A 17,645-nucleotide genomic window follows, 5' to 3' on the forward strand; every position below is an offset into this window, starting at 1 on the left:
GGGGTTTTAAGCCCCACGCCCCGCGTTTTCCGCCCCTGCACCGCGCCAATACAGCCCCAATGCCGCCCTAACGGCGCCCGGAAAGCCGCCTGACCACTGAAATCAGCCGGTCCACCTCGTCCGTGGTGTTATAGAAGGCCAGCGAGGGCCGCACCGTGGCCTCCACGCCAAAACGCCGCAGGATGGGCTGGGCGCAGTGATGCCCGGAGCGCACGGCGATGCCTTCCTCGTTGAGCGCTTTGCCCACTTCCTCGGTCTCGTAGCCCTTGAGCACGAAGGACAGCACGCTGGCCTTGTCGCGCGCCGTGCCCACCAGCCGCACGCCCGGGATGGGCTGCAGCAGGTGGGTGGCGTACTCCAGCAGGTCGTGCTCGTAGCGGGCGATGTTCTCCATGCCCACCCGCTCCACGTAGTCCAGCGCGGCGCCCAGCCCTACCGCGTCGGCGATATTGCCTGTGCCGGCCTCGAAGCGGTTGGGCGGCGGCTGGAACACGGTGCGCTCGAAGGTCACGTCGGCAATCATGTTGCCGCCGCCCTGCCAGGGCGGCATGTCCTCCAGCACCTCGCGCTTGCCGTAGACCACGCCGATCCCGGTAGGCCCGAACACCTTGTGGCCGGAGAACACGAAGAAGTCGGCATCGATCGCCCGCACGTCCACCCGCATATGCGAGACCGACTGCGCGCCATCGACCAGCGCGCGGGCGCCGGCGCGGTGGGCCAGGTCGACGATCTCCCTGACCGGCACGACGGTGCCGAGCGCGTTCGAGACCTGGGTCACGGACACGATCTTCGTGCGGTCGTTGAGCAGCCGGCGGTATTCATCCAGCAGCACCTGGCCCGAATCGTCCACCGGGATCACCCGCAGCTTCGCCCCGGTCTGCGCGGCAAGCTGCTGCCACGGCACGATATTGGCGTGATGCTCCAGGTGCGAGACGATGATCTCGTCGCCCTCACCCACGTTCTGCGCGCCCCAGGTCTTGGCGATCAGGTTGATGGCCTCGGTGGTGCCGCGCACGAAGATGATCTCGTCGGGCGAGGATGCGCCGATAAAGCGCTGCACCTTGCCGCGCGCGGACTCGTAGGCATCCGTGGCACGCCCTGCCAGCGCATGGGCGGCGCGGTGGATGTTGGAGTTCTCGTGAGCGTAGAAGTAAGAGATCCGGTCGATCACCGACTGCGGCTTGTGGGTGGTGGCGGCATTGTCGAACCAGACCAGCTGCCTGCCGTTGACGCGCTCTTGCAGGATCGGGAAATCGCGGCGAATCGCGTTGACGTCGAACGGCACGCGCGCCGAAGACGATGCCCACGGCAGCGCCTCCTCCTGCTCGCGCCCGTAGCCGTAGGCGCCCGGCCCTTGCTGCGGCAGATGCAGCGAGAGCGGATCGCCGGACGTGGCGATGTCGCGCAGCCCTGCCGGGCCGCCATGCAGGTCGCGGCCGGCGCCCTCCAGGAAGTAGTAGGCAGGGGCAGCCGAGGACTGCGGCGACGGCGCGGCAGCGTGCGGCACGCCCAGCGCCTGGCCGCCTAAGCGGCTTTCCAGCGCGGGCGCCACCGTGGCTACCGTATCGGGCAGGCCGTTCTGCGCCACCGCGGCCGGCCGCAGCGCGGGTGCCCGGCTGGGCAGCGACAGCACATGCGTGGGCGCCGGCGGAAGCAGGTTGGCGCCAGGCACATGGCCTTGCGGAATCGACGCACCCGGCACGCCGGTGCCCGTGCCGCCAGGACCCGCCACGGGCGAACCCGGCGGGGCCGGGTTGTTCACCACCGGCAGCGACTGCGCGGCAGCCGGCGACGTGCCCGGCAGCGCCGAGAAGAATGCCCCTGCCAGGCGCGCCAGCACCGCCGGATCGGGCAGGCCGGGCGGCACCGCGGGCGCACCCGGCAGCGCTGCCGGCGAACTGGCGGACGGATGCACCGGATTACTTGTAGGTGTCAGGATAGTCATGGTACTTGCCGATCTCCACGTCATCGAGAACCGCCAGCGCATCCGGCGCGTGCACGGCCAGCGAGCAGTACAGCGAGATCAGGTACGAAGCGATAGCCTGGTCGTTGATACCCATGAAGCGCACCGACAGGCCCGGGCCCTGCTCGCCCGCCACACCCGGCTGGAACAGGCCGACCACGCCCTGGCGCTTGTCGCCCACGCGCAGCAGCAGGATCTTGCTCTTGCCGTCGGCCACCGGCACCTTGTCCGACGGGATCAGCGGAATACCGCGCCAGGTGATGAACTGGGAACCGAACAGGCTCACCGTGGGCGGCGGCACGCCACGGCGCGTGCATTCGCGGCCGAAGGCGGCAATCGCCAGCGGGTGGGTCAGGAAGAAAGCCGGTTCCTTCCACACCTTGCTCAGCAGTTCGTCCATGTCGTCCGGGGTGGGCGCGCCGGTCAGCGGGAAGATGCGCTGCTCTTCGGCCACGTTGGCCAGCAGGCCGTAGTCAGGGTTGTTGATCAGCTCGCCTTCCTGGTGCTCCTTGATGGTCTCGATGGTGAGGCGGAGCTGTTCCTTGATCTGGTCGTGCGGGCTGCTGTACAGGTCCGACACGCGGGTGTGCACGTCGAGCACGGTGCTCACCGCGTTCAGGAAATACTCGCGCGGCTGCTCTTCGTAGTTGACGAAGGTGCGGGGCAGCTTGCCCTCATCGTCGCGCTGGGTGCAGGCCACCTTGACCGATTCCGGGTCCTGCACCTTGTTCAGGCGATAGATGCCGGCTTCCACCGGTACCCATTGCAGGAAATGCGTCAGCCAGCGCGGCGTGATGGTCGCGAGCTGGGGAATGGTCTTGGTGGCATTGGCTAGTTGCCGTGCTGCGTTATCGCCGAGCGCCGTCTGGACGCTCCCGTTTACCGACATGTGCTACTCCGTTGGGCTGTTAGCGGATTGCCAGCGTATTGCTGGTGGATTGCTGGCGGATTGCCATATGAGAAAAACAAGAATCGTTATTACCGCAGCGATTATCGGGAGGCGGCCCGCCCCGTTCAACATGCTATAGACGGCAATGCGCGGGGATTTGCGCGCATCACCCGGAACTGGCTACGTCCGCGTGCCGGCAATCTCCGCGTCGCGTGGCGCTGCGTGCGTGCCGCCCGTTTTCAGCAGCCATGAGATCGGCACGCCCAGCGCGGCGGCAAGCTTCTCCACCGTGACGATCGAGGCGATCGCGCTGCCGCGCTCGATCTCGCCGATATACGAGCGGTTCAGCCCCGCATGCTCGGCAAGCTCTTCCTGCGACCACGCGTGCGCCTCGCGCAACTGGCGCACCGTGGCGCCCAGGGTCCTTACGAGGTCGTTCATGGCAGGCTCGCCTCGATGGCGCGCTGCGCGCCGCTTGCGGATGGCGCCCTGGCGGTTTCGTTGCGCGACACGGCCTGTGTGACATGGGCGCCCGGGGCTACGTCCTGCGTCACCCAGACGTTGCCGCCGATCACCGCGCCGCGGCCCAGCGTGACGCGGCCGAGGATGGTGGCGCCGGCGTAGATCACCACATCGTCCTCGACGATAGGATGGCGCAGCAGGCCCTTCTCCAGCTTGCCGGTGGCGTCGCGCGGGAATCGCTTGGCGCCCAGCGTGACGGCCTGGTACAAGCGGACTCGCTCCCCGATGATGGTGGTCTCGCCAATCACCACGCCGGTGCCGTGATCGATAAAGAAGCCGCCGCCGATCCGGGCGCCGGGATGGATGTCGATGCCGGTCTCGGCATGCGCCAGTTCGGCGACGATGCGCGCGAGCAGCGGCAGGCCAAGGCCGTAGAGGGCATGGGCGATGCGGTGGTGGATCATCGCGAGGATGCCGGGGTAGCAGAGCAGGACTTCGTCGACGCTGCCGGCGGCGGGGTCGCCGTGGAAGGCGGCCAGGACGTCGCTGTCGAGGAGGCTGCGGATGCGGGGGAGTTCTCCGGCGAATTCACGTATTGCAGTCAGCGCTTGCGCGCGCAGCGCGGCTTCGTCGCGGTCGCCATGGCGCGCCGCGTAATGCAGTTCCAGGCGTGTCTGGGCCAGCAGGCCGTGCAGGGCCGCGTCCAGGGAGTGGGCTATGTAGAGATTTTCGCTTTCCTGGCGGAGGTCGGGGGGGCCCAGGCGCATGGGGAACAGGACGCCTTTTAGCGTGGCGATGATTTGTGACAGGGCGTCGCGGGAGGGCAGGTCCCGGCCGCCTGGTTCCAGCAGGCGTTGTTGGCCTTCGCGCCATTGTTGGCGTACTTGCTGCAGGGCGAGTACGATCACGCCGATTTCGAAGTCAGCCATTTTGGTACTCCCCGTTTTTTTGTGTTTGTTGGCGTGGTAGGTTGTGCTGTTTTTTTTGTGTGTGAGCCGGAAGTCAAAGGCCTGAAAGCCTAAAGTCAAAGGCGGTTTCACCCCCCTGCGGGGGGCGACCTACTTTCTTGTCTTGCCAAGAAAGTAGGCAAAGAAGGCGCGCCGGATCCCGAGGCGCCCCATACGGCCTGGTACACCTTCACGGCTCGCTTCGCATCGCGTTGGGGGTGTGGACCGCCCTTGGGGGCGCTCCACACGGCTACACCCTGCGAGGTTTGAATCGACTCTCGGTTTGCTCCCCTCTCCCGCTTGCGGGAGAGGGCGGGCGTTTGCCATGTCGCCGTGCCGCAAAGAATGCACTGGCTCCGTTTCCAGTGGTTCCTGACAGCCGTAGTCATTCCAACCGGCATTGGCCCATCCTGCCCGCCACCCTTAATCCTGGACCCACGGCAATTCATGAAAGCGCCAGCCGCCGCTCTTGCCGCGCCGTTGCCGTTCGTCGATTTCGCCTTCGAAGCCTTCGAGCACGTTGAACACGTGGGCCTTTCCGGCTTTGGTGGCGGCTTCCGCGGCGAGCGCGGAGCGGTTGCCGCTGCGGCACAGCAGCAGCACGACGGTGTCTTTGCCGGTCTTGGCTTCCAGTTCGCGCACGAAGCGTGGGTTGCGGGTGAGGCTGGTGCCGGTGGCCCAGGGCACGTGCAGGGTGTCGGGCACGTAGCCGACGAACTTGCGTTCCTCGGCGGTGCGGACATCGACCAGCACGGCGTCGCCGGCGCTGAACAGCGCCCACGCTTGCTGCGGCGTCACGCGGCCGGCGTACGGCAGGCCGGAGGAACGTGCCACGCCGCGTGCGGCTTCCAGCACGGGATGCTTGATCTTGTCTTCCAATGCAACTGTCATGAAACGCTCTCCTTGCAGCCTGTTATCCGCGCCGGGATCGATGCGGCCGGGCCTTCCCCGATGCACGGTTTGTGGTTGACGGCAACCGCCTATAGCCATCACGCCACAACTATGAAATGGCGCGGGAAGATTGAGAACGAATAAAAACGCATTTCCAAAGACAGTTCATCCAGCACGGCAGGCAGCGCAGGCGGAAACGGCGGCCCCGCGCCAAGCCGCGCAGCGTTTGTCGGCAGACGGCAATGCTCCGTGTGCCGCCATTCGAATGGTTTATATTGCGCGGGCGCCCTTCCACATGAATTCGAGATTCGGAAATGACCTTGACGATGCGTAACGGCATTCGCCGCCGCGGCCTGGCCGCGCTGGCCCTTTGCGGTGCCGGGCTGCTATCCATGGCGCGGGCCGCCGACGCGCCCGCGCCGGATGCCGCGGCAAGCGATCCCGCCGGCCTTGGCTGGATGGCGGGATCGCCGCCGCCACCCGACCGCACCGTGCGCTTCGACGATGGCAGCTACTGGCGCTTTCCCGCCCTGCGCTGGAGCGTGTCGCATTTCCGGGAGCTGATGCCCACCGTCAATGTCTCGCGCGGACTGGGCGCGCCGGTGCCGCTGCCGCGCGCATTGCGCACCGATATCGACGCGCTGCGGTTCATGCCGATCGGCGCCACCCAGCCCATGACCTGGGAAGCCTCGCTCGCGGCCAACTACACCGATGGCATCGTGGTGCTGCATCGCGGGCGCATCGTGTACGAGCGCTATTTCGGCGCGCTGAAGGACGACGGCCAGCACGCCGCGATGTCGGTCACCAAGTCGGTCATCGGCACGCTCGGCGCCATGCTGGTCGCCGAAGGCCGCCTCGATGCGGACAAACGCATGGTGGACTATGTGCCCGAACTCGCCTCGTCCGCCTTTGGCAATGCCACCGTGCGCCAGGTGCTGGACATGACCACGGGCCTCAAGTACAGCGAGGATTATGCCGACCCGGACGCCGAGGTCTGGCTGCACGCGCAGGCGGGCAGCCCGCTGCCCAAGCCCAGGGACTACACCGGCCCGCGTAACTACTACGAGTCCATCCAGGCGATCCAGCCGCAGGGCGAGCATGGCGCGGCCTTCGGCTACAAGACCGTCAACACCGACGCACTGGGCTGGGTGATCGCGCGCGTGACCGGGCGCTCGGTGGCCGGGTTGCTATCGGAACGCATCTGGCGCCGGCTGGGCGCGGAGCAGGACGGGTATTTCACGGTGGATTCGATCGGCACGCCCTTTGCCGGCGGCGGCCTGAACACCGGCCTGCGCGACCTGGCGCGCTTTGGCGAGATGCTGCGCAACGACGGCAGGTTCAACGGGCAGCAGATCCTGCCCAGGGCCGTGGTCGACGACATCCGCCGCGGCGGCGACAAGGCCGCCTTTGCCAGGGCGGACTATCCCCTGCTCAAGGGCGGCAGCTATCGCGACATGTGGTGGGTCACCCATAACGAGCACGGCGCCTACATGGCGCGGGGCGTCCACGGCCAGCGCATCTATATCGACCCGAAGGCCGAGATGGTGATCGTGCGCTACGCCTCGAACCCCGTGGCCGGCAATGCCGCCAACGACCCGACCACGATTCCGGCCTTTCACGCACTGGCGAAACACCTGCTGGCCAGCCCTCGCTGACTTGTCCCGACGCGGACGGCCTAGCCCGCCCGCCGTGGCGCGCGCGCCCTCTTGGCCGCCGGCTTCTGCTGTCCGGCCAGTTGCCCGGCAGCCGCGCGCAGGCACTCCACCAGTTGCAGGCTGCTGGGCGTGAGCCGCCCTTCGCGCAGCGTGATCAGGCCAACGGGCGGCAGTTCCAGCGGCACGTCCATGGGCAGGATGTGGAAACGCCCCTCCCGCTCGAACTGCTGCCCTACCGACCGGGCCAGGAAGCCCACCGCGTCGCGCTGGGTGACGAAGGTCGAGATCGCCAGATAGGAGGAGGATTCGATCAGGTCCGTGGGCGGCTGCAGCCCGTGGCGGTAGAACTCTTGTTCCAGCTTGACCCGCAGCGACGCCCACGGCGGCGGCATCACGCAAGGCATGCCGGCCAGGTCTGCCCAGGCTGGCGCGCGCTTGTGCGCCAGCGGGTGGCCGCTGCGCACCACCGCCACCATCGGCTCGTTGTACAGCGGCTCGGTGACCAGGTCCGGCGCGGCATAGCCAGGCTCCAGCCGACCGATGATCAGGTCCAGCTCGCTGATCCGCAGCTTGGGCAGCAGGTGCGGCAAATCCCCCTCCTCGACCAGCACGGTAGCTTGCGCGGAACGCTGCTTGAGCAGGCTGACAGCCTGCGCCAGCAACACCGGCAAGGCCGCGCCCATCGACCCCACCCGCGTGCGCCCCGCCGCGCCGCTGGCCTCCGCGGCGATCTCATCGCGGGTGCGCTCGTATTGCGCCAGCACCGAGCGGGCAAAGCGCACCAGCGAGGCGCCCGCCGGCGTCGGCTCCGTGCCGCGCGTGGAGCGTGTGAAGAGCGTCAGGCCGAGCGTCTTCTCCACCTCGGTGAGCATCTTGGAGACGGCCGGCTGGCTCACGGAGAGGAAGTCGGCGGTATGGCCGAGATGGCGGAACTCGTCCAGCGCCACCACCAGTTGCAGGTGGCGTAGCTTGATATTGGAGCGCAGCGCGCGGTCGATCTGGGGCATGGCGGGATTCTACCCAACTTCTACTTAACTTTAAGGTTATGAAGCCATTCCGATCATTGATTGGATTGTTATGAAGCGCTTTGCCACAATCCAGCCTGACCGGTGAACACCGCCACCGGCCCATGACTCCAATAATGACATCCTGCGAGGACGACACATGACCGCACCCCACGGCATCAATCCCGGGCGACGCCGCCTGCTCATCGGCGGGGCCGCGGCCGCCGCGACCGGTACCGCAGGCCTGCTGCTGCCGGGCTTCGCACGGGCTGGCGAGTATCCGGAACGTCCCATCACCTTTATCTGCCCGTGGCCTGTCGGCGGCACCGCCGACCAGTCGATGCGCGCGCTGTGCCAGGTGGCGTCGGGCGTACTCAAGCAATCGATCGTGGTGGAAAACCGCGCCGGCGCCTCGGGCATGATCGGCACCAAGGCGCTGGCCCGCGCCAAGCCGGACGGCTACACCATCGGCCAGATCCCGATCTCGGTGACGCGCTTCTCGCAACTCGGCATGCTGCAACTCGATCCGCGCACCGAACTCACCTACCTCGCCCGCACTTCCGGCCAGACCTTCGGCATCGCGGTGCCGGCGAACTCGCGCTTCAAGTCGCTCAAGGAAGTGGTGGCGGAAGCCAAGGCGCACCCCGGCAAGCTTACCTACGCGCATGCCGGCATCGGCGGCGCCACCCACGTGGGCATGGAGGAATTCGCGCAGGCCGCCGGCATCCGCTTCAATGCCATCGCCTACAAGGGCGGCGCGCAGGCGCTGCAGGACGTGCTGGCCGGACAGGTCGACCTGCTGGCCGATTCCAGCTCGTGGGCGCCCCACGTGGAAGCCGGCAAGCTGCGCCTGCTGGCGACCTGGGGCGACCAGCGCACGCCGCGCTTCAAGGACACGCCCACGCTCAAGGAACTCGGCTACAAGGTGGTGGTGGAAGCCCCCAACGGCATCGGCGCGCCGGTCGGCCTGGACCCCGCCGTGGAAAAGAAGCTGCGCGACGCCTTCCGGCTAGCCGTGGCCAGCAAGGAGTTCCAGCAGGTCGCGGCCCGCATCGACGCGCCTGTCATGTACCTGGACGGTCCGGAATACAAGCGCTACATCAGCACCGTGTACGACCAGGAAACCCAACTGATCCAGCGCCTCAAGCTCAAAGAGCTGCTGCAACAAGGTTGACCGCCCCGTGAACGCCGCCGCCCTCATCCGCCTGCACGCCAACGACAACGTCCTGATCGCACGGGACGCCCTCAGCCTCGGCCAGAACCTCCCCGAACTGGGCCTGCGCGTGCGCGCGCAAGTGCCCGCCGGGCACAAGATCGCCGCCTGCGCCATTGCCAGGGGCACGCAGGTACGCAAGTTCGACACCGTGATCGGCGTGGCCGAGCGCGATATCGAGGCCGGCGACCACGTCCACTCGCACAATCTCGCGCTGGTGGATTTCTACCGCGACCCCGGCTTTTGCGAGGACGTACGGCCGGTGGACTATGTGCCCGAGGCCGAGCGCGCCACCTTCATGGGCTTCGTGCGGCCCGATGGCCGTGTCGGCACGCGCAACTTCATCGGCATCCTCTCGTCGGTGAACTGCTCGGCCACGGTGATCCGGCATATCGCCGACCACTTCACGCCCGAGCGCATGGCGGCCTATCCCAATGTGGATGGCGTGGCCGCCTTCGCCCAGACCAGCGGCTGCGGCATGTCCTCGCCCAGCGAGCACTTCGACGTGTTGCGCCGCACGCTGGCCGGCTACGCCCGCCATCCCAACCTGGCCGGCGTACTGATCGTCGGCCTGGGCTGCGAGCGCAACCAGGTAGCGGGGCTGGTGGAATCGCAAGGCCTGGTGCCCGGCAGCCACGTACGCACCATGGTCATGCAGGACACCGGTGGCACGGCGGCCACCATCCAGGCCGGCATCCGCGCCATCGAAGACATGCTGCCGGGCGCCAACGCCGCGGTACGCCAGCCGGTAAGCGCCAGCCACCTGAAGATCGGCCTGGAATGCGGCGGCTCGGACGGCTTCTCCGGCATCAGCGCCAACCCGGCGCTGGGCGCGGCGATGGATATCCTGGTACGCCACGGCGGCACCGCCATCCTGTCGGAAACCCCGGAGATCCACGGCGTCGAATACATGCTCACGCGCCGCGCCGTGACACCCGAAGTCGGCCAGAAACTGCTGGACCGCCTGGCCTGGTGGGAACGCTACACCGCCGGCCAGAACGCCCAGTTCAACGGCGTGGTCGGCCACGGCAACCAGCAAGGTGGCCTGGCCAATATCTTCGAGAAATCGCTGGGCTCCGCCATGAAAGGCGGCACCACGCCGCTGCAGGCCGTCTACGAATACGCCGAGCCGATCGAGCAGGCAGGCTTCGTCTTCATGGACTCCCCCGGCTACGATCCGGTAGCCGCCACCGGCCAGATTGCCAGCGGCGCCAACCTGATCTGCTTCACCACCGGCCGCGGCTCCATGTTCGGCTCCAAGCCCGCGCCCACCATCAAGCTGGCAAGCAATACGCCGATGTACACCCGGCTGGAAAGCGATATGGACATCAACTGCGGGCTGGTGCTGGACGGCGAACTCAGCGTGGAGCAAATGGGGCAGCGGATCTTCGAACACATCCTGGAGGCCGCTTCGGGCCATCCGACCAAGAGCGAAGCACTGGGGCTGGGAGACAACGAGTTCGTGCCCTGGCACCTGGGAATCGTCAGCTAGGAAGTGAAGCCAATTGGCTTTGGACCGCACCGTGGCCTGGCGAGCGCCCGCCCTCTGCCTCGCCGCCCAAAAAAGGCGATATCGCCAGACCAAATTTCGGTGTAGCCGTGTGGAGCGCCCCCAAGGGCGGGCCACACCCCARCGCGATGCGAAGCGAGCCGTCAAGGTGTACCAGGCCGTATGGGGCGCCTCGGGATCCGGCGAAAAGAGCGGAAAAGAGGGACCCATGTTTGAGTATCGCCWTAAGGCGATGCGAGTTTGGGTCCCGGCCGCTCTTTTCGCCGGATCCCGAGGGGGTGTCGCCCCATCCGGCGCGCCTTCTTTGCCTACTTTCTTGGCAAGACAAGAAAGTAGGTCGCCTCCCCGCAGGGGAGGTGAAACTGCCTTTGACCTTTAAGCCTTTAAGCCTTTGACTTTAAGCCATTGACGTTGCCTTTGAAGTCAACCGCCACCAATCAAGCCCAACAGACGCCAAAGACGCCGCCATGCTCACCCTCAACCACCCCGCCCTCCTCCGCACCCAAAACCTGATCGCCCAGGAATGGACCGCCAGCCAAACCGGCCAGCACCTGGAAGTCACCAACCCCGCCACCGGCGCCACCTTCGCCTCCGTCCCCGACAGCACCGCCAAGGACGCAGCCCACGCCGCCGACGCAGCCGCAGCCGCCTTCCCAACCTGGAGCCGCCGCACAGCCCGCGAACGGGCGCAACTGATCAAACGCTGGCACGCCCTGATCCTCGAACACCAGGAAGACCTCGCCCGGATCATCTCCACCGAACAAGGCAAGCCCATCAAGGAGAGCCGCGGAGAAGTCCAGTACGGCGCCTCCTATGTGGAATGGTTCGCCGAGGAAGCCACCCGCATCAGCGGCGAAATCGTGGCCGAATCCGTCCCTGGCCGCAAGATGCTGGTACTCAGGGAACCGGTAGGCGTAGTGGCAGCCATCACGCCATGGAACTTCCCGCTCGCCATGATCGCCCGCAAGATCGCCCCGGCGCTGGCTGCCGGCTGCACGGTCGTCGCCAAGCCGGCCGAAGACACGCCGCTGACCGCGCTCGCCCTGGTCTACCTTGCCGAAAAAGCGGGCCTGCCCCCGGGCGTCCTGAACATCGTCACCGCCTCGCGCGCCAACACCCCGGCCGTGGTCGACACCTGGCTGGCAGACAGCCGCGTACGCAAGATCACCTTTACCGGCTCCACGCCGGTAGGCAAGCACCTGGCCCGCGAATCCGCCGGCACGCTGAAAAAGCTATCCCTCGAACTGGGCGGGAACGCACCCTTCATCGTGTTCGACGACGCCGACCTCGATGCCGCCGTCGACGGCCTGATGGCCTCCAAGTTCCGCAACGGCGGCCAGACCTGCGTCTGCCCCAACCGCGTCTATGTGCAGGCCGGCGTGCACGATGATTTCGTGGCGCGGCTGGCCCGGCGCGTGGCCGCGCTGCACGTCGGCCCCGCCACCGAGGAAGCCTCGCAGATCGGCCCCATGATCAACGCCCGCGCCGTGGACAAGATCGCCCGCCACGTGGAAGACGCGGTCGCCAAGGGCGCGCGCGTGATCACCGGCGGCGAACGGGTGCGCCTCGCCGACGGCCCGCATTACTACGCTCCCACCGTGCTGACCCATGCCACCCCGGAAATGGCGCTTTCCTGCGAGGAAACCTTCGGCCCGGTAGCGGCCATCTTCCGCTTCGCCAGCGAAGACGAAGTGATCCGCGACGCCAACGACACACCGTTCGGCCTGGCCGCCTATTTCTACTCCAACGACGTGCGCCGCATCTGGCGCGTGGCGCAGGCGCTGGAAACCGGCATCGTCGGCATCAACGAAGGCGCCATCGCATCCGAGGCCGCGCCGTTCGGCGGCGTCAAGGAATCCGGCTACGGACGCGAGGGATCGCGCCACGGGCTGGACGACTACATGCACACCAAATATCTCTGCCAGGGCCAGCTCGGCTGAGCGCTGCGGCACCCGGCCCACGACATACAGGAACCAACATGCCCGCACACAACGCATTCAAGGCCGCGCTGGCGGCCAGCCAGCCCCAGGTCGGCCTGTGGCTCTCGATGGCATCGCCCTACCTGGCCGAAGTCTCGGCCACGGCCGGCTTCGACTGGCTGCTGATCGACGGCGAGCACGCCCCCAACGACCTCCACGCCACGCTGCACGCCCTGCAGGCCATCGCGCCCTACCGCTCGCAGCCCGTGGTGCGCTGCGTGGCGGGCGAAGTGGCGCTGATCAAGCAGTTGCTGGATATCGGCGCGAAGAACCTGCTGGTGCCGATGGTGGATACCGCCGTGCAGGCCGCCGCGCTGGTCAGCGCCACGCGCTATCCGCCGCTGGGCATTCGCGGCGTGGGCAGCGCCGTGGGCCGGGCTTCGCAATGGAGCGCGCGCACCGACTATCTCGCCGTGGCCGACGATGAAATCTGCCTGCTGGTGCAGGCCGAAACCGTGACGGCCCTGGGCAACCTGGAAGCCATCTGCGCCGTGGACGGCGTCGACGGCGTCTTTATCGGCCCGGCCGACCTCGCCGCCTCGATGGGCCATCGCGGCAACCCCGGCCACCCCGAGGTGCAGGCCGCCATCGAGGGCGCCATGCGCACCATCGTCGCCAGCGGCAAGGCCGCCGGCACGCTGACCTCCGACCCCAAGCTGGCACGGCGCTACCTGGAGCTGGGCTGCACCTTCGTGGCGACCGGCGTGGACGTACTGGTATATGCTGGCGCCGCGCGCCGGCTGGCGGCGGACTTCATCGGCACCTGCGCCACGCCCGCGGCCGGCCCGTCCGCCGCCTACTGAATCCCGCGCCGCCCCTTCAACAACCAAGCACGCCCACATGCCGACCGACTCCCACACCTCCCCCGACACCACGCTGGCGGCCATGCAAGCCATCGTCGGCGCCGGCGCCTGCCTCAGCGGCGATGCCGATACCGAGTCCTATGTCACGGACTACCGCCGCATCTATCGCGGCAAGGCCCGGGTGGTGGTCATGCCATCGACCACCGGGCAGGTCAGCCAGGTCATGGCCTGGTGCCATGCCCATGGCGTGCCGGTGGTGCCGCAAGGCGGCAACACCTCCCTGATGGGCGGCTCGGTGCCCGACGATAGCGGCACCGCTGTGCTGCTGAGCCTGGGCCGCATGAACCGCGTGCTGGCGGTGGACACCATCAACGACACCCTGACCGTGCAGGCCGGCGTCACGCTCAACGCGGCCCGCACCGCGGCCGAACAGGAGCAGCGGCTGTTCCCCCTGCGCATCGGCTCAGAAGGCACCTGCCAGATCGGCGGCAACCTCGCCACCAACGCGGGAGGCACCGCCGTGCTGCGTTACGGCAATATGCGCGACCTGGTGCTGGGCATCGAGGCGGTGCTGCCGGATGGCCGGATCTATTCGTCCCTGCGCGGCCTGCGCAAGGACAATACCGGCTACGACCTGAAGCAGTTGTTCGTCGGCTCCGAAGGCACGCTCGGCATCATCACCGCCGCCGTGCTCAAGCTGATGCCGCAGCCGCGCGCCAGCGCCGTCGCCTTCGTGGCCGTGCAAAGCCCGGAAGCGGCCGTGCGCCTGCTGGGCGTGGCCAAGCAGATCGGCGGCCAGGCCGTCACGGCGTTCGAGCTGATCTCCGCGCCCGCGCTGGAACTGGTGCTCGAATACCTTGGCGACGTGGCTTCGCCCCTGCCCGCCCGGCACGACTGGATGGTGCTGATCGAACTCACCTCCGGCGGCAGCAACGAAAGCCTCAACGCCACGCTGATGGAAATCCTTGAGGCCGGACTGGAGCAGGAGCTGGTGCTGGACGCAGCGGTGGCCGCCAGCATGGCCGACGCCCAGCGCTTCTGGCGAATCCGCGAGGAAATCTCGGACGCGCAGACCCGCACCGGCGGCAGCATCAAGTGCGATGTCTCGGTGCCGCTGTCGCGCATCGCCGCGTTTATCGGCGACGCATCGGCCAAGGTGCTGGCGCTGGAGCCCGCCGCGCGCATGGTGATCTACGGCCATATGGGCGACGGCAACGTGCACTTCAACCCGCTGCGTCCCAAGGACCGGAGCGCGGCGGAGTTCCTCGGGCAGTGGTACGCGCCGATCTCCGAGGCCGTGGATACGCTGGCCCACGCGGAAAACGGCTCGATCTCCGCCGAGCACGGCATCGGCGTGGCCAAGCGCGACGACCTGAAGCGCTACAAGTCGCCGGTGGAACTGGAACTGATGTGGCAGGTCAAGCGGGCGCTGGATCCCAAGAACCTGCTTAATCCCGCCAAGATGCTGCCGAAGCTGGATTGACCCTGGTTTCCAGGCGGTCTCGGCGCCATGCCGACCGCCGGCGCGCCACGGTAAGCCTTCCGCACCGCCCTGCTCCCACGAAGCCCGCCTAGCCGCGGGCTTTTTTTCGTCTGCGCGTCGCGAGCCGCTTCGCGAAGTTCTCCGGCAGGATTCAGGCAGATCCGCAGGCCTATCCGTTCACGCCGCGCGGCAGCACTGGCGGCCTTTCCTCCCAGCATCCGCAAGGCGCTGGCGATCCCGGCCAATAACGCCACCGGCACCATCAAGGACGTCGAGCATGTGGTCATCCTGATGCAGGAGAACCGCTCGTTCGACCACTACTTCGGCACGCTCAAGGGCGTTCGCGGCTTCGGCGACAGGTTCACCATCCCGCTGCCCAACGGCCGCAAGGTATGGCAGCAGCAGCGTACCAACGGCGCCGTACTCACCCCCTATCACCTGGACGGCAGCGCCAACAACGCGCAGCGCGCCGCTGGAACGCCGCACGCTTGGGTGGACAGCCAGAAAGCCTGGGACAACGGGCGCATGGCAAGCTGGCCTACCCATAAGACAGACACCTCGATGGGGTACTTCAAGGAAAAGGAGATCCCGTTCCAGTTCGCGCTGGCCAACGCGTTCACGCTGTGCGATGCGTACCACTGCTCGATGCATACCGGCACGGATGCCAACCGCTCCTTCCACCTGACCGGCACAAACGGCGCCGCCGCCGGCGTTGCCTTTGTCAATAACGAGTGGGACTGGATCGACGGCCTGCCTGCCACGGCCAACAGGGGCTACACCTGGAAAACCTATGCGGAACGCCTGGAAGAAGCAGGCATCAACTGGATCTCGTACCAGAACATGCCGGACGAATGGGGCGACAACATGCTGGGCGCGTTCCGGCCGTTCCGCCTCGCCAACATTGCGTCCGGCTTCCCCGTATCCAGCGGCGGCGCACCCGGCGTACCCTATGCCAATACCGGCCAGGCCCTGCCGTACCACGCCTACGACGCTGCCACGGACAATGCCGCCAACCCGCTTTACAAGGGCATCGCCAATACGCTGCCGGGGATCGGCCCCGAGAGCTACCTGGATGCGTTCAAGCGGGACATCCGCGAGGGCAAGCTGCCCCAGGTGAGCTGGATGAACGCGCCTTCGCTCTATTGCGAGCACCCCGGGCCGTCCAGCCCGGTGCAGGGGGCGTGGTTCCTGCAGGAAGTCCTGGATGCGCTCACTGCCGTGCCCGAGGTATGGAGCAAGACCGTGCTGCTGGTCAACTTCGATGAGAACGACGGCTACTTCGACCATATGCCCTCGCCGTCGGCGCCGTCACGCAACGCCGACCTGTCGCTGGCCGGGAAGTCAACGCTCGGCGATGCCGACATGAGCGCCGAGTACTTCAGCCATCCCGCGCCGGCAGGCAGCAGCAGCCAGCCGGCAGCGGATGGCCGCGTCTACGGTCCGGGTCCGCGCGTGCCGCTGTTCGCGATTTCGCCGTGGAGCCGCGGTGGCTGGGTCAACTCGCAAGTGTTCGATCACACGTCGGTGCTGCGTTTCCTGGAGGCGCGCTTTGGCGTCGCGGAGCCCAACATTAGCCCGTTCCGCCGCGCCGTCTGCGGCGACCTGACCAGCGCGTTCAATTTCAAGACACCGAACGACGAAGCCCTGCCCACGCTTGACGGCCGCAGCACGCGCGCCGCGGCGGACCAGTTGCGCAACGCGCAGCAAGCGCTGCCCGCCGTGCCGTTGCCGCTGGACATGCAATTGCCGATCCAGGCCAGCGGCACGCGTCCCTCGCGCGCGCTGCCTTACGAGCTGCACACCAGCGCCCGCTGCAACGCCGCGGGCGTGGTGGAACTGGTGTTCTCCAACACGGGCTCGCAGGCCGCGGTGTTCCACGTCTACGACCGCTACAAGCTCGATCGGCTGCCGCGGCGCTACGTCGTGGAAGCCGGGAAATTGTTGAGCGACACCTGGAACGCGCGCCGGGACAACCTCGGAATGTACGACCTCTGGGTCGTCGGCCCGAATGGCTACCACCGGCACTTCAAGGGCGATACCGGCCGGATCGCCGACACCGGCGCCGCGCCGGAGATCCGCGTGTGCTATGACATCGCCAATGGCGACGTCTATGCAGAGCTGATGAACGCCGGCGACAAGGCCTGCAATTTCACCATCACGCCGCAGGCTTACCGCAAGGACGGTCCGTGGCCGGTCAAGGTCGCCGGCAAGGGCGCCGACTCCAGGCACTGGTCCCTGGCGGACAGCGGCCAGTGGTACGACTTCTCGGTGACCTGCGACAGCGACCCCGCGTTCTACCGGCGTTTTGCCGGACGGGTGGAAACGGGCAAGCACACGGTGAGCGACCCGGCCATGGGGGTGAGCGCGGACCCGCTCGGCTGAACGGGAGGCGCGCCGCCTGACCGGGGCGGCGCCCTCTGCCCGCAAAGGCCGAAGGCCCTACGACGGCATCCACCACCGATGCAGCCAGCGCGCCAGCGCATCGAGAATGGCGCTGTTGCCGACGAGGTCGAGTACCGCGTCAACTTGCTTTGCCTCGGCAATTCGCTTCGAAAGGTCCGATCCCTCAAGCTCGACACGTGTCACGCCCAGACCCTCCGGCATCTCGAAACGCTCGCGAGTGCGTGTTGTTGCGATGACCCGCGCACCGGCATTGGCCGCCAGTTTCACCGCCGCCCGTCCAAACGATGATGTCGCACCCCGGATGACCAACGTCTGTCCCTCCGAGATGTCGAGATTGCGAAACAGGCAGGTCCATGCCGTTGCATAGGCTTCGGGGATGGCCGCCAGTTCGGACCAAGCAGGCTGGATGCAATCAATGCCACGCTGGACACCGGTGCGCGCGT

Annotated in this window: 14 protein-coding genes; 7 read left to right on the top strand and 7 right to left on the bottom strand. The window is 67.3% G+C overall.

The annotated features are described in order from the left end of the window. Positions 1 to 67: 67 nt before the first annotated feature. From AC1DT6_RS31555 to AC1DT6_RS31575, 5 genes are all read right to left on the bottom strand, one after another. Positions 68 to 1,945: a family 2A encapsulin nanocompartment cargo protein cysteine desulfurase gene (locus AC1DT6_RS31555; protein ID WP_441630358.1), complete on the bottom strand. Its 1,878-nt coding sequence runs from the start codon at positions 1,943 to 1,945 to the stop codon at positions 68 to 70. Then, entirely contained in the window at positions 1,920 to 2,852 is a 933-nt protein-coding gene (locus AC1DT6_RS31560; RefSeq protein ID WP_035870245.1) for a family 2A encapsulin nanocompartment shell protein, read from the bottom strand. Before AC1DT6_RS31560 ends, AC1DT6_RS31555 begins: the two co-directional genes overlap by 26 nt. Positions 2,853 to 3,032: 180 nt before the next feature. Further along, positions 3,033 to 3,293 carry a helix-turn-helix domain-containing protein gene (locus tag AC1DT6_RS31565; protein ID WP_441630361.1) on the bottom strand — a complete coding sequence of 87 codons (261 nt, stop codon included), beginning with the start codon at positions 3,291 to 3,293 and terminating at the stop codon, positions 3,033 to 3,035. Beyond that, on the bottom strand, positions 3,290 to 4,243 hold the full coding sequence (epsC, locus tag AC1DT6_RS31570; protein ID WP_441630363.1) for a serine O-acetyltransferase EpsC: 954 nt from the start codon (positions 4,241 to 4,243) through the stop codon (positions 3,290 to 3,292). The genes AC1DT6_RS31565 and epsC overlap by 4 nt, the downstream gene beginning before the upstream one ends. A gap of 441 nt (positions 4,244 to 4,684) precedes the next feature. After that, on the bottom strand, positions 4,685 to 5,152 hold the full coding sequence (locus tag AC1DT6_RS31575; protein WP_441630364.1) for a rhodanese-like domain-containing protein: 468 nt from the start codon (positions 5,150 to 5,152) through the stop codon (positions 4,685 to 4,687). A 392-nt stretch (positions 5,153 to 5,544) separates the two neighbouring features. Between AC1DT6_RS31575 and AC1DT6_RS31580 the strand changes: the two genes are divergently transcribed. Then, positions 5,545 to 6,807, top strand: coding sequence for a serine hydrolase domain-containing protein (locus tag AC1DT6_RS31580; RefSeq protein WP_477103930.1), 1,263 nt, complete (start codon positions 5,545 to 5,547; stop codon positions 6,805 to 6,807). Between the two features lie 20 nt (positions 6,808 to 6,827). Here AC1DT6_RS31580 and AC1DT6_RS31585 read toward each other — a convergent pair whose 3' ends face one another. Continuing rightward, the gene (locus tag AC1DT6_RS31585) at positions 6,828 to 7,814 is read right to left on the bottom strand and encodes a LysR substrate-binding domain-containing protein (RefSeq protein ID WP_441630366.1); all 987 of its coding nucleotides are present in this window, start codon (positions 7,812 to 7,814) and stop codon (positions 6,828 to 6,830) included. Positions 7,815 to 7,971: 157 nt separating this feature from the next. Here AC1DT6_RS31585 and AC1DT6_RS31590 point away from each other — a divergent pair, with 157 nt between their 5' ends. The 6 genes from AC1DT6_RS31590 (at position 7,972) to AC1DT6_RS31615 (ending at position 17,181) form a co-directional block, all read left to right on the top strand. Beyond that, on the top strand, positions 7,972 to 8,985 hold the full coding sequence (locus AC1DT6_RS31590; protein ID WP_441630368.1) for a tripartite tricarboxylate transporter substrate binding protein: 1,014 nt from the start codon (positions 7,972 to 7,974) through the stop codon (positions 8,983 to 8,985). A 7-nt stretch (positions 8,986 to 8,992) separates the two neighbouring features. Continuing rightward, positions 8,993 to 10,516: a UxaA family hydrolase gene (locus tag AC1DT6_RS31595; protein WP_035865492.1), complete on the top strand. Its 1,524-nt coding sequence runs from the start codon at positions 8,993 to 8,995 to the stop codon at positions 10,514 to 10,516. A gap of 485 nt (positions 10,517 to 11,001) precedes the next feature. Further along, entirely contained in the window at positions 11,002 to 12,474 is a 1,473-nt protein-coding gene (locus tag AC1DT6_RS31600; protein ID WP_477111644.1) for an NAD-dependent succinate-semialdehyde dehydrogenase, read from the top strand. 38 nt (positions 12,475 to 12,512) lie between these two features. Continuing rightward, on the top strand, positions 12,513 to 13,316 hold the full coding sequence (gene hpaI / locus AC1DT6_RS31605) for a 4-hydroxy-2-oxoheptanedioate aldolase (RefSeq protein ID WP_276288809.1): 804 nt from the start codon (positions 12,513 to 12,515) through the stop codon (positions 13,314 to 13,316). Between the two features lie 82 nt (positions 13,317 to 13,398). Next, entirely contained in the window at positions 13,399 to 14,799 is a 1,401-nt protein-coding gene (locus AC1DT6_RS31610; RefSeq protein ID WP_441634579.1) for an FAD-binding oxidoreductase, read from the top strand. Between the two features lie 159 nt (positions 14,800 to 14,958). Further along, on the top strand, positions 14,959 to 17,181 hold the full coding sequence (locus AC1DT6_RS31615) for a phosphocholine-specific phospholipase C (protein ID WP_477115199.1): 2,223 nt from the start codon (positions 14,959 to 14,961) through the stop codon (positions 17,179 to 17,181). A gap of 57 nt (positions 17,182 to 17,238) precedes the next feature. Here the strand turns inward: AC1DT6_RS31615 and AC1DT6_RS31620 are convergent, their stop codons facing one another. Then, complete coding sequence (locus AC1DT6_RS31620; RefSeq protein WP_441634534.1) at positions 17,239 to 17,469, bottom strand: zinc-binding dehydrogenase; 231 nt, start codon at positions 17,467 to 17,469, stop codon at positions 17,239 to 17,241. Positions 17,470 to 17,645 lie beyond the last annotated feature (176 nt).

It is taken from the genome of Cupriavidus sp. 01L45 (assembly GCF_056399885.1).

What these genes read in the sequence shown, in the direction of transcription:
- AC1DT6_RS31555 (WP_441630358.1), bottom strand. Translation starts at nt 1,945, where the DNA reads ATGACTATCCTGACACCTACAAGTAATCCGGTGCATCCGTCCGCCAGT.
- AC1DT6_RS31560 (WP_035870245.1), bottom strand. Translation starts at nt 2,852, where the DNA reads ATGTCGGTAAACGGGAGCGTCCAGACGGCGCTCGGCGATAACGCAGCA.
- AC1DT6_RS31565 (WP_441630361.1), bottom strand. Translation starts at nt 3,293, where the DNA reads ATGAACGACCTCGTAAGGACCCTGGGCGCCACGGTGCGCCAGTTGCGC.
- epsC (WP_441630363.1), bottom strand. Translation starts at nt 4,243, where the DNA reads ATGGCTGACTTCGAAATCGGCGTGATCGTACTCGCCCTGCAGCAAGTA.
- AC1DT6_RS31575 (WP_441630364.1), bottom strand. Translation starts at nt 5,152, where the DNA reads ATGACAGTTGCATTGGAAGACAAGATCAAGCATCCCGTGCTGGAAGCC.
- AC1DT6_RS31580 (WP_477103930.1), top strand. Translation starts at nt 5,545, where the DNA reads ATGGCGCGGGCCGCCGACGCGCCCGCGCCGGATGCCGCGGCAAGCGAT.
- AC1DT6_RS31585 (WP_441630366.1), bottom strand. Translation starts at nt 7,814, where the DNA reads ATGCCCCAGATCGACCGCGCGCTGCGCTCCAATATCAAGCTACGCCAC.
- AC1DT6_RS31590 (WP_441630368.1), top strand. Translation starts at nt 7,972, where the DNA reads ATGACCGCACCCCACGGCATCAATCCCGGGCGACGCCGCCTGCTCATC.
- AC1DT6_RS31600 (WP_477111644.1), top strand. Translation starts at nt 11,002, where the DNA reads ATGCTCACCCTCAACCACCCCGCCCTCCTCCGCACCCAAAACCTGATC.
- hpaI (WP_276288809.1), top strand. Translation starts at nt 12,513, where the DNA reads ATGCCCGCACACAACGCATTCAAGGCCGCGCTGGCGGCCAGCCAGCCC.
- AC1DT6_RS31610 (WP_441634579.1), top strand. Translation starts at nt 13,399, where the DNA reads ATGCAAGCCATCGTCGGCGCCGGCGCCTGCCTCAGCGGCGATGCCGAT.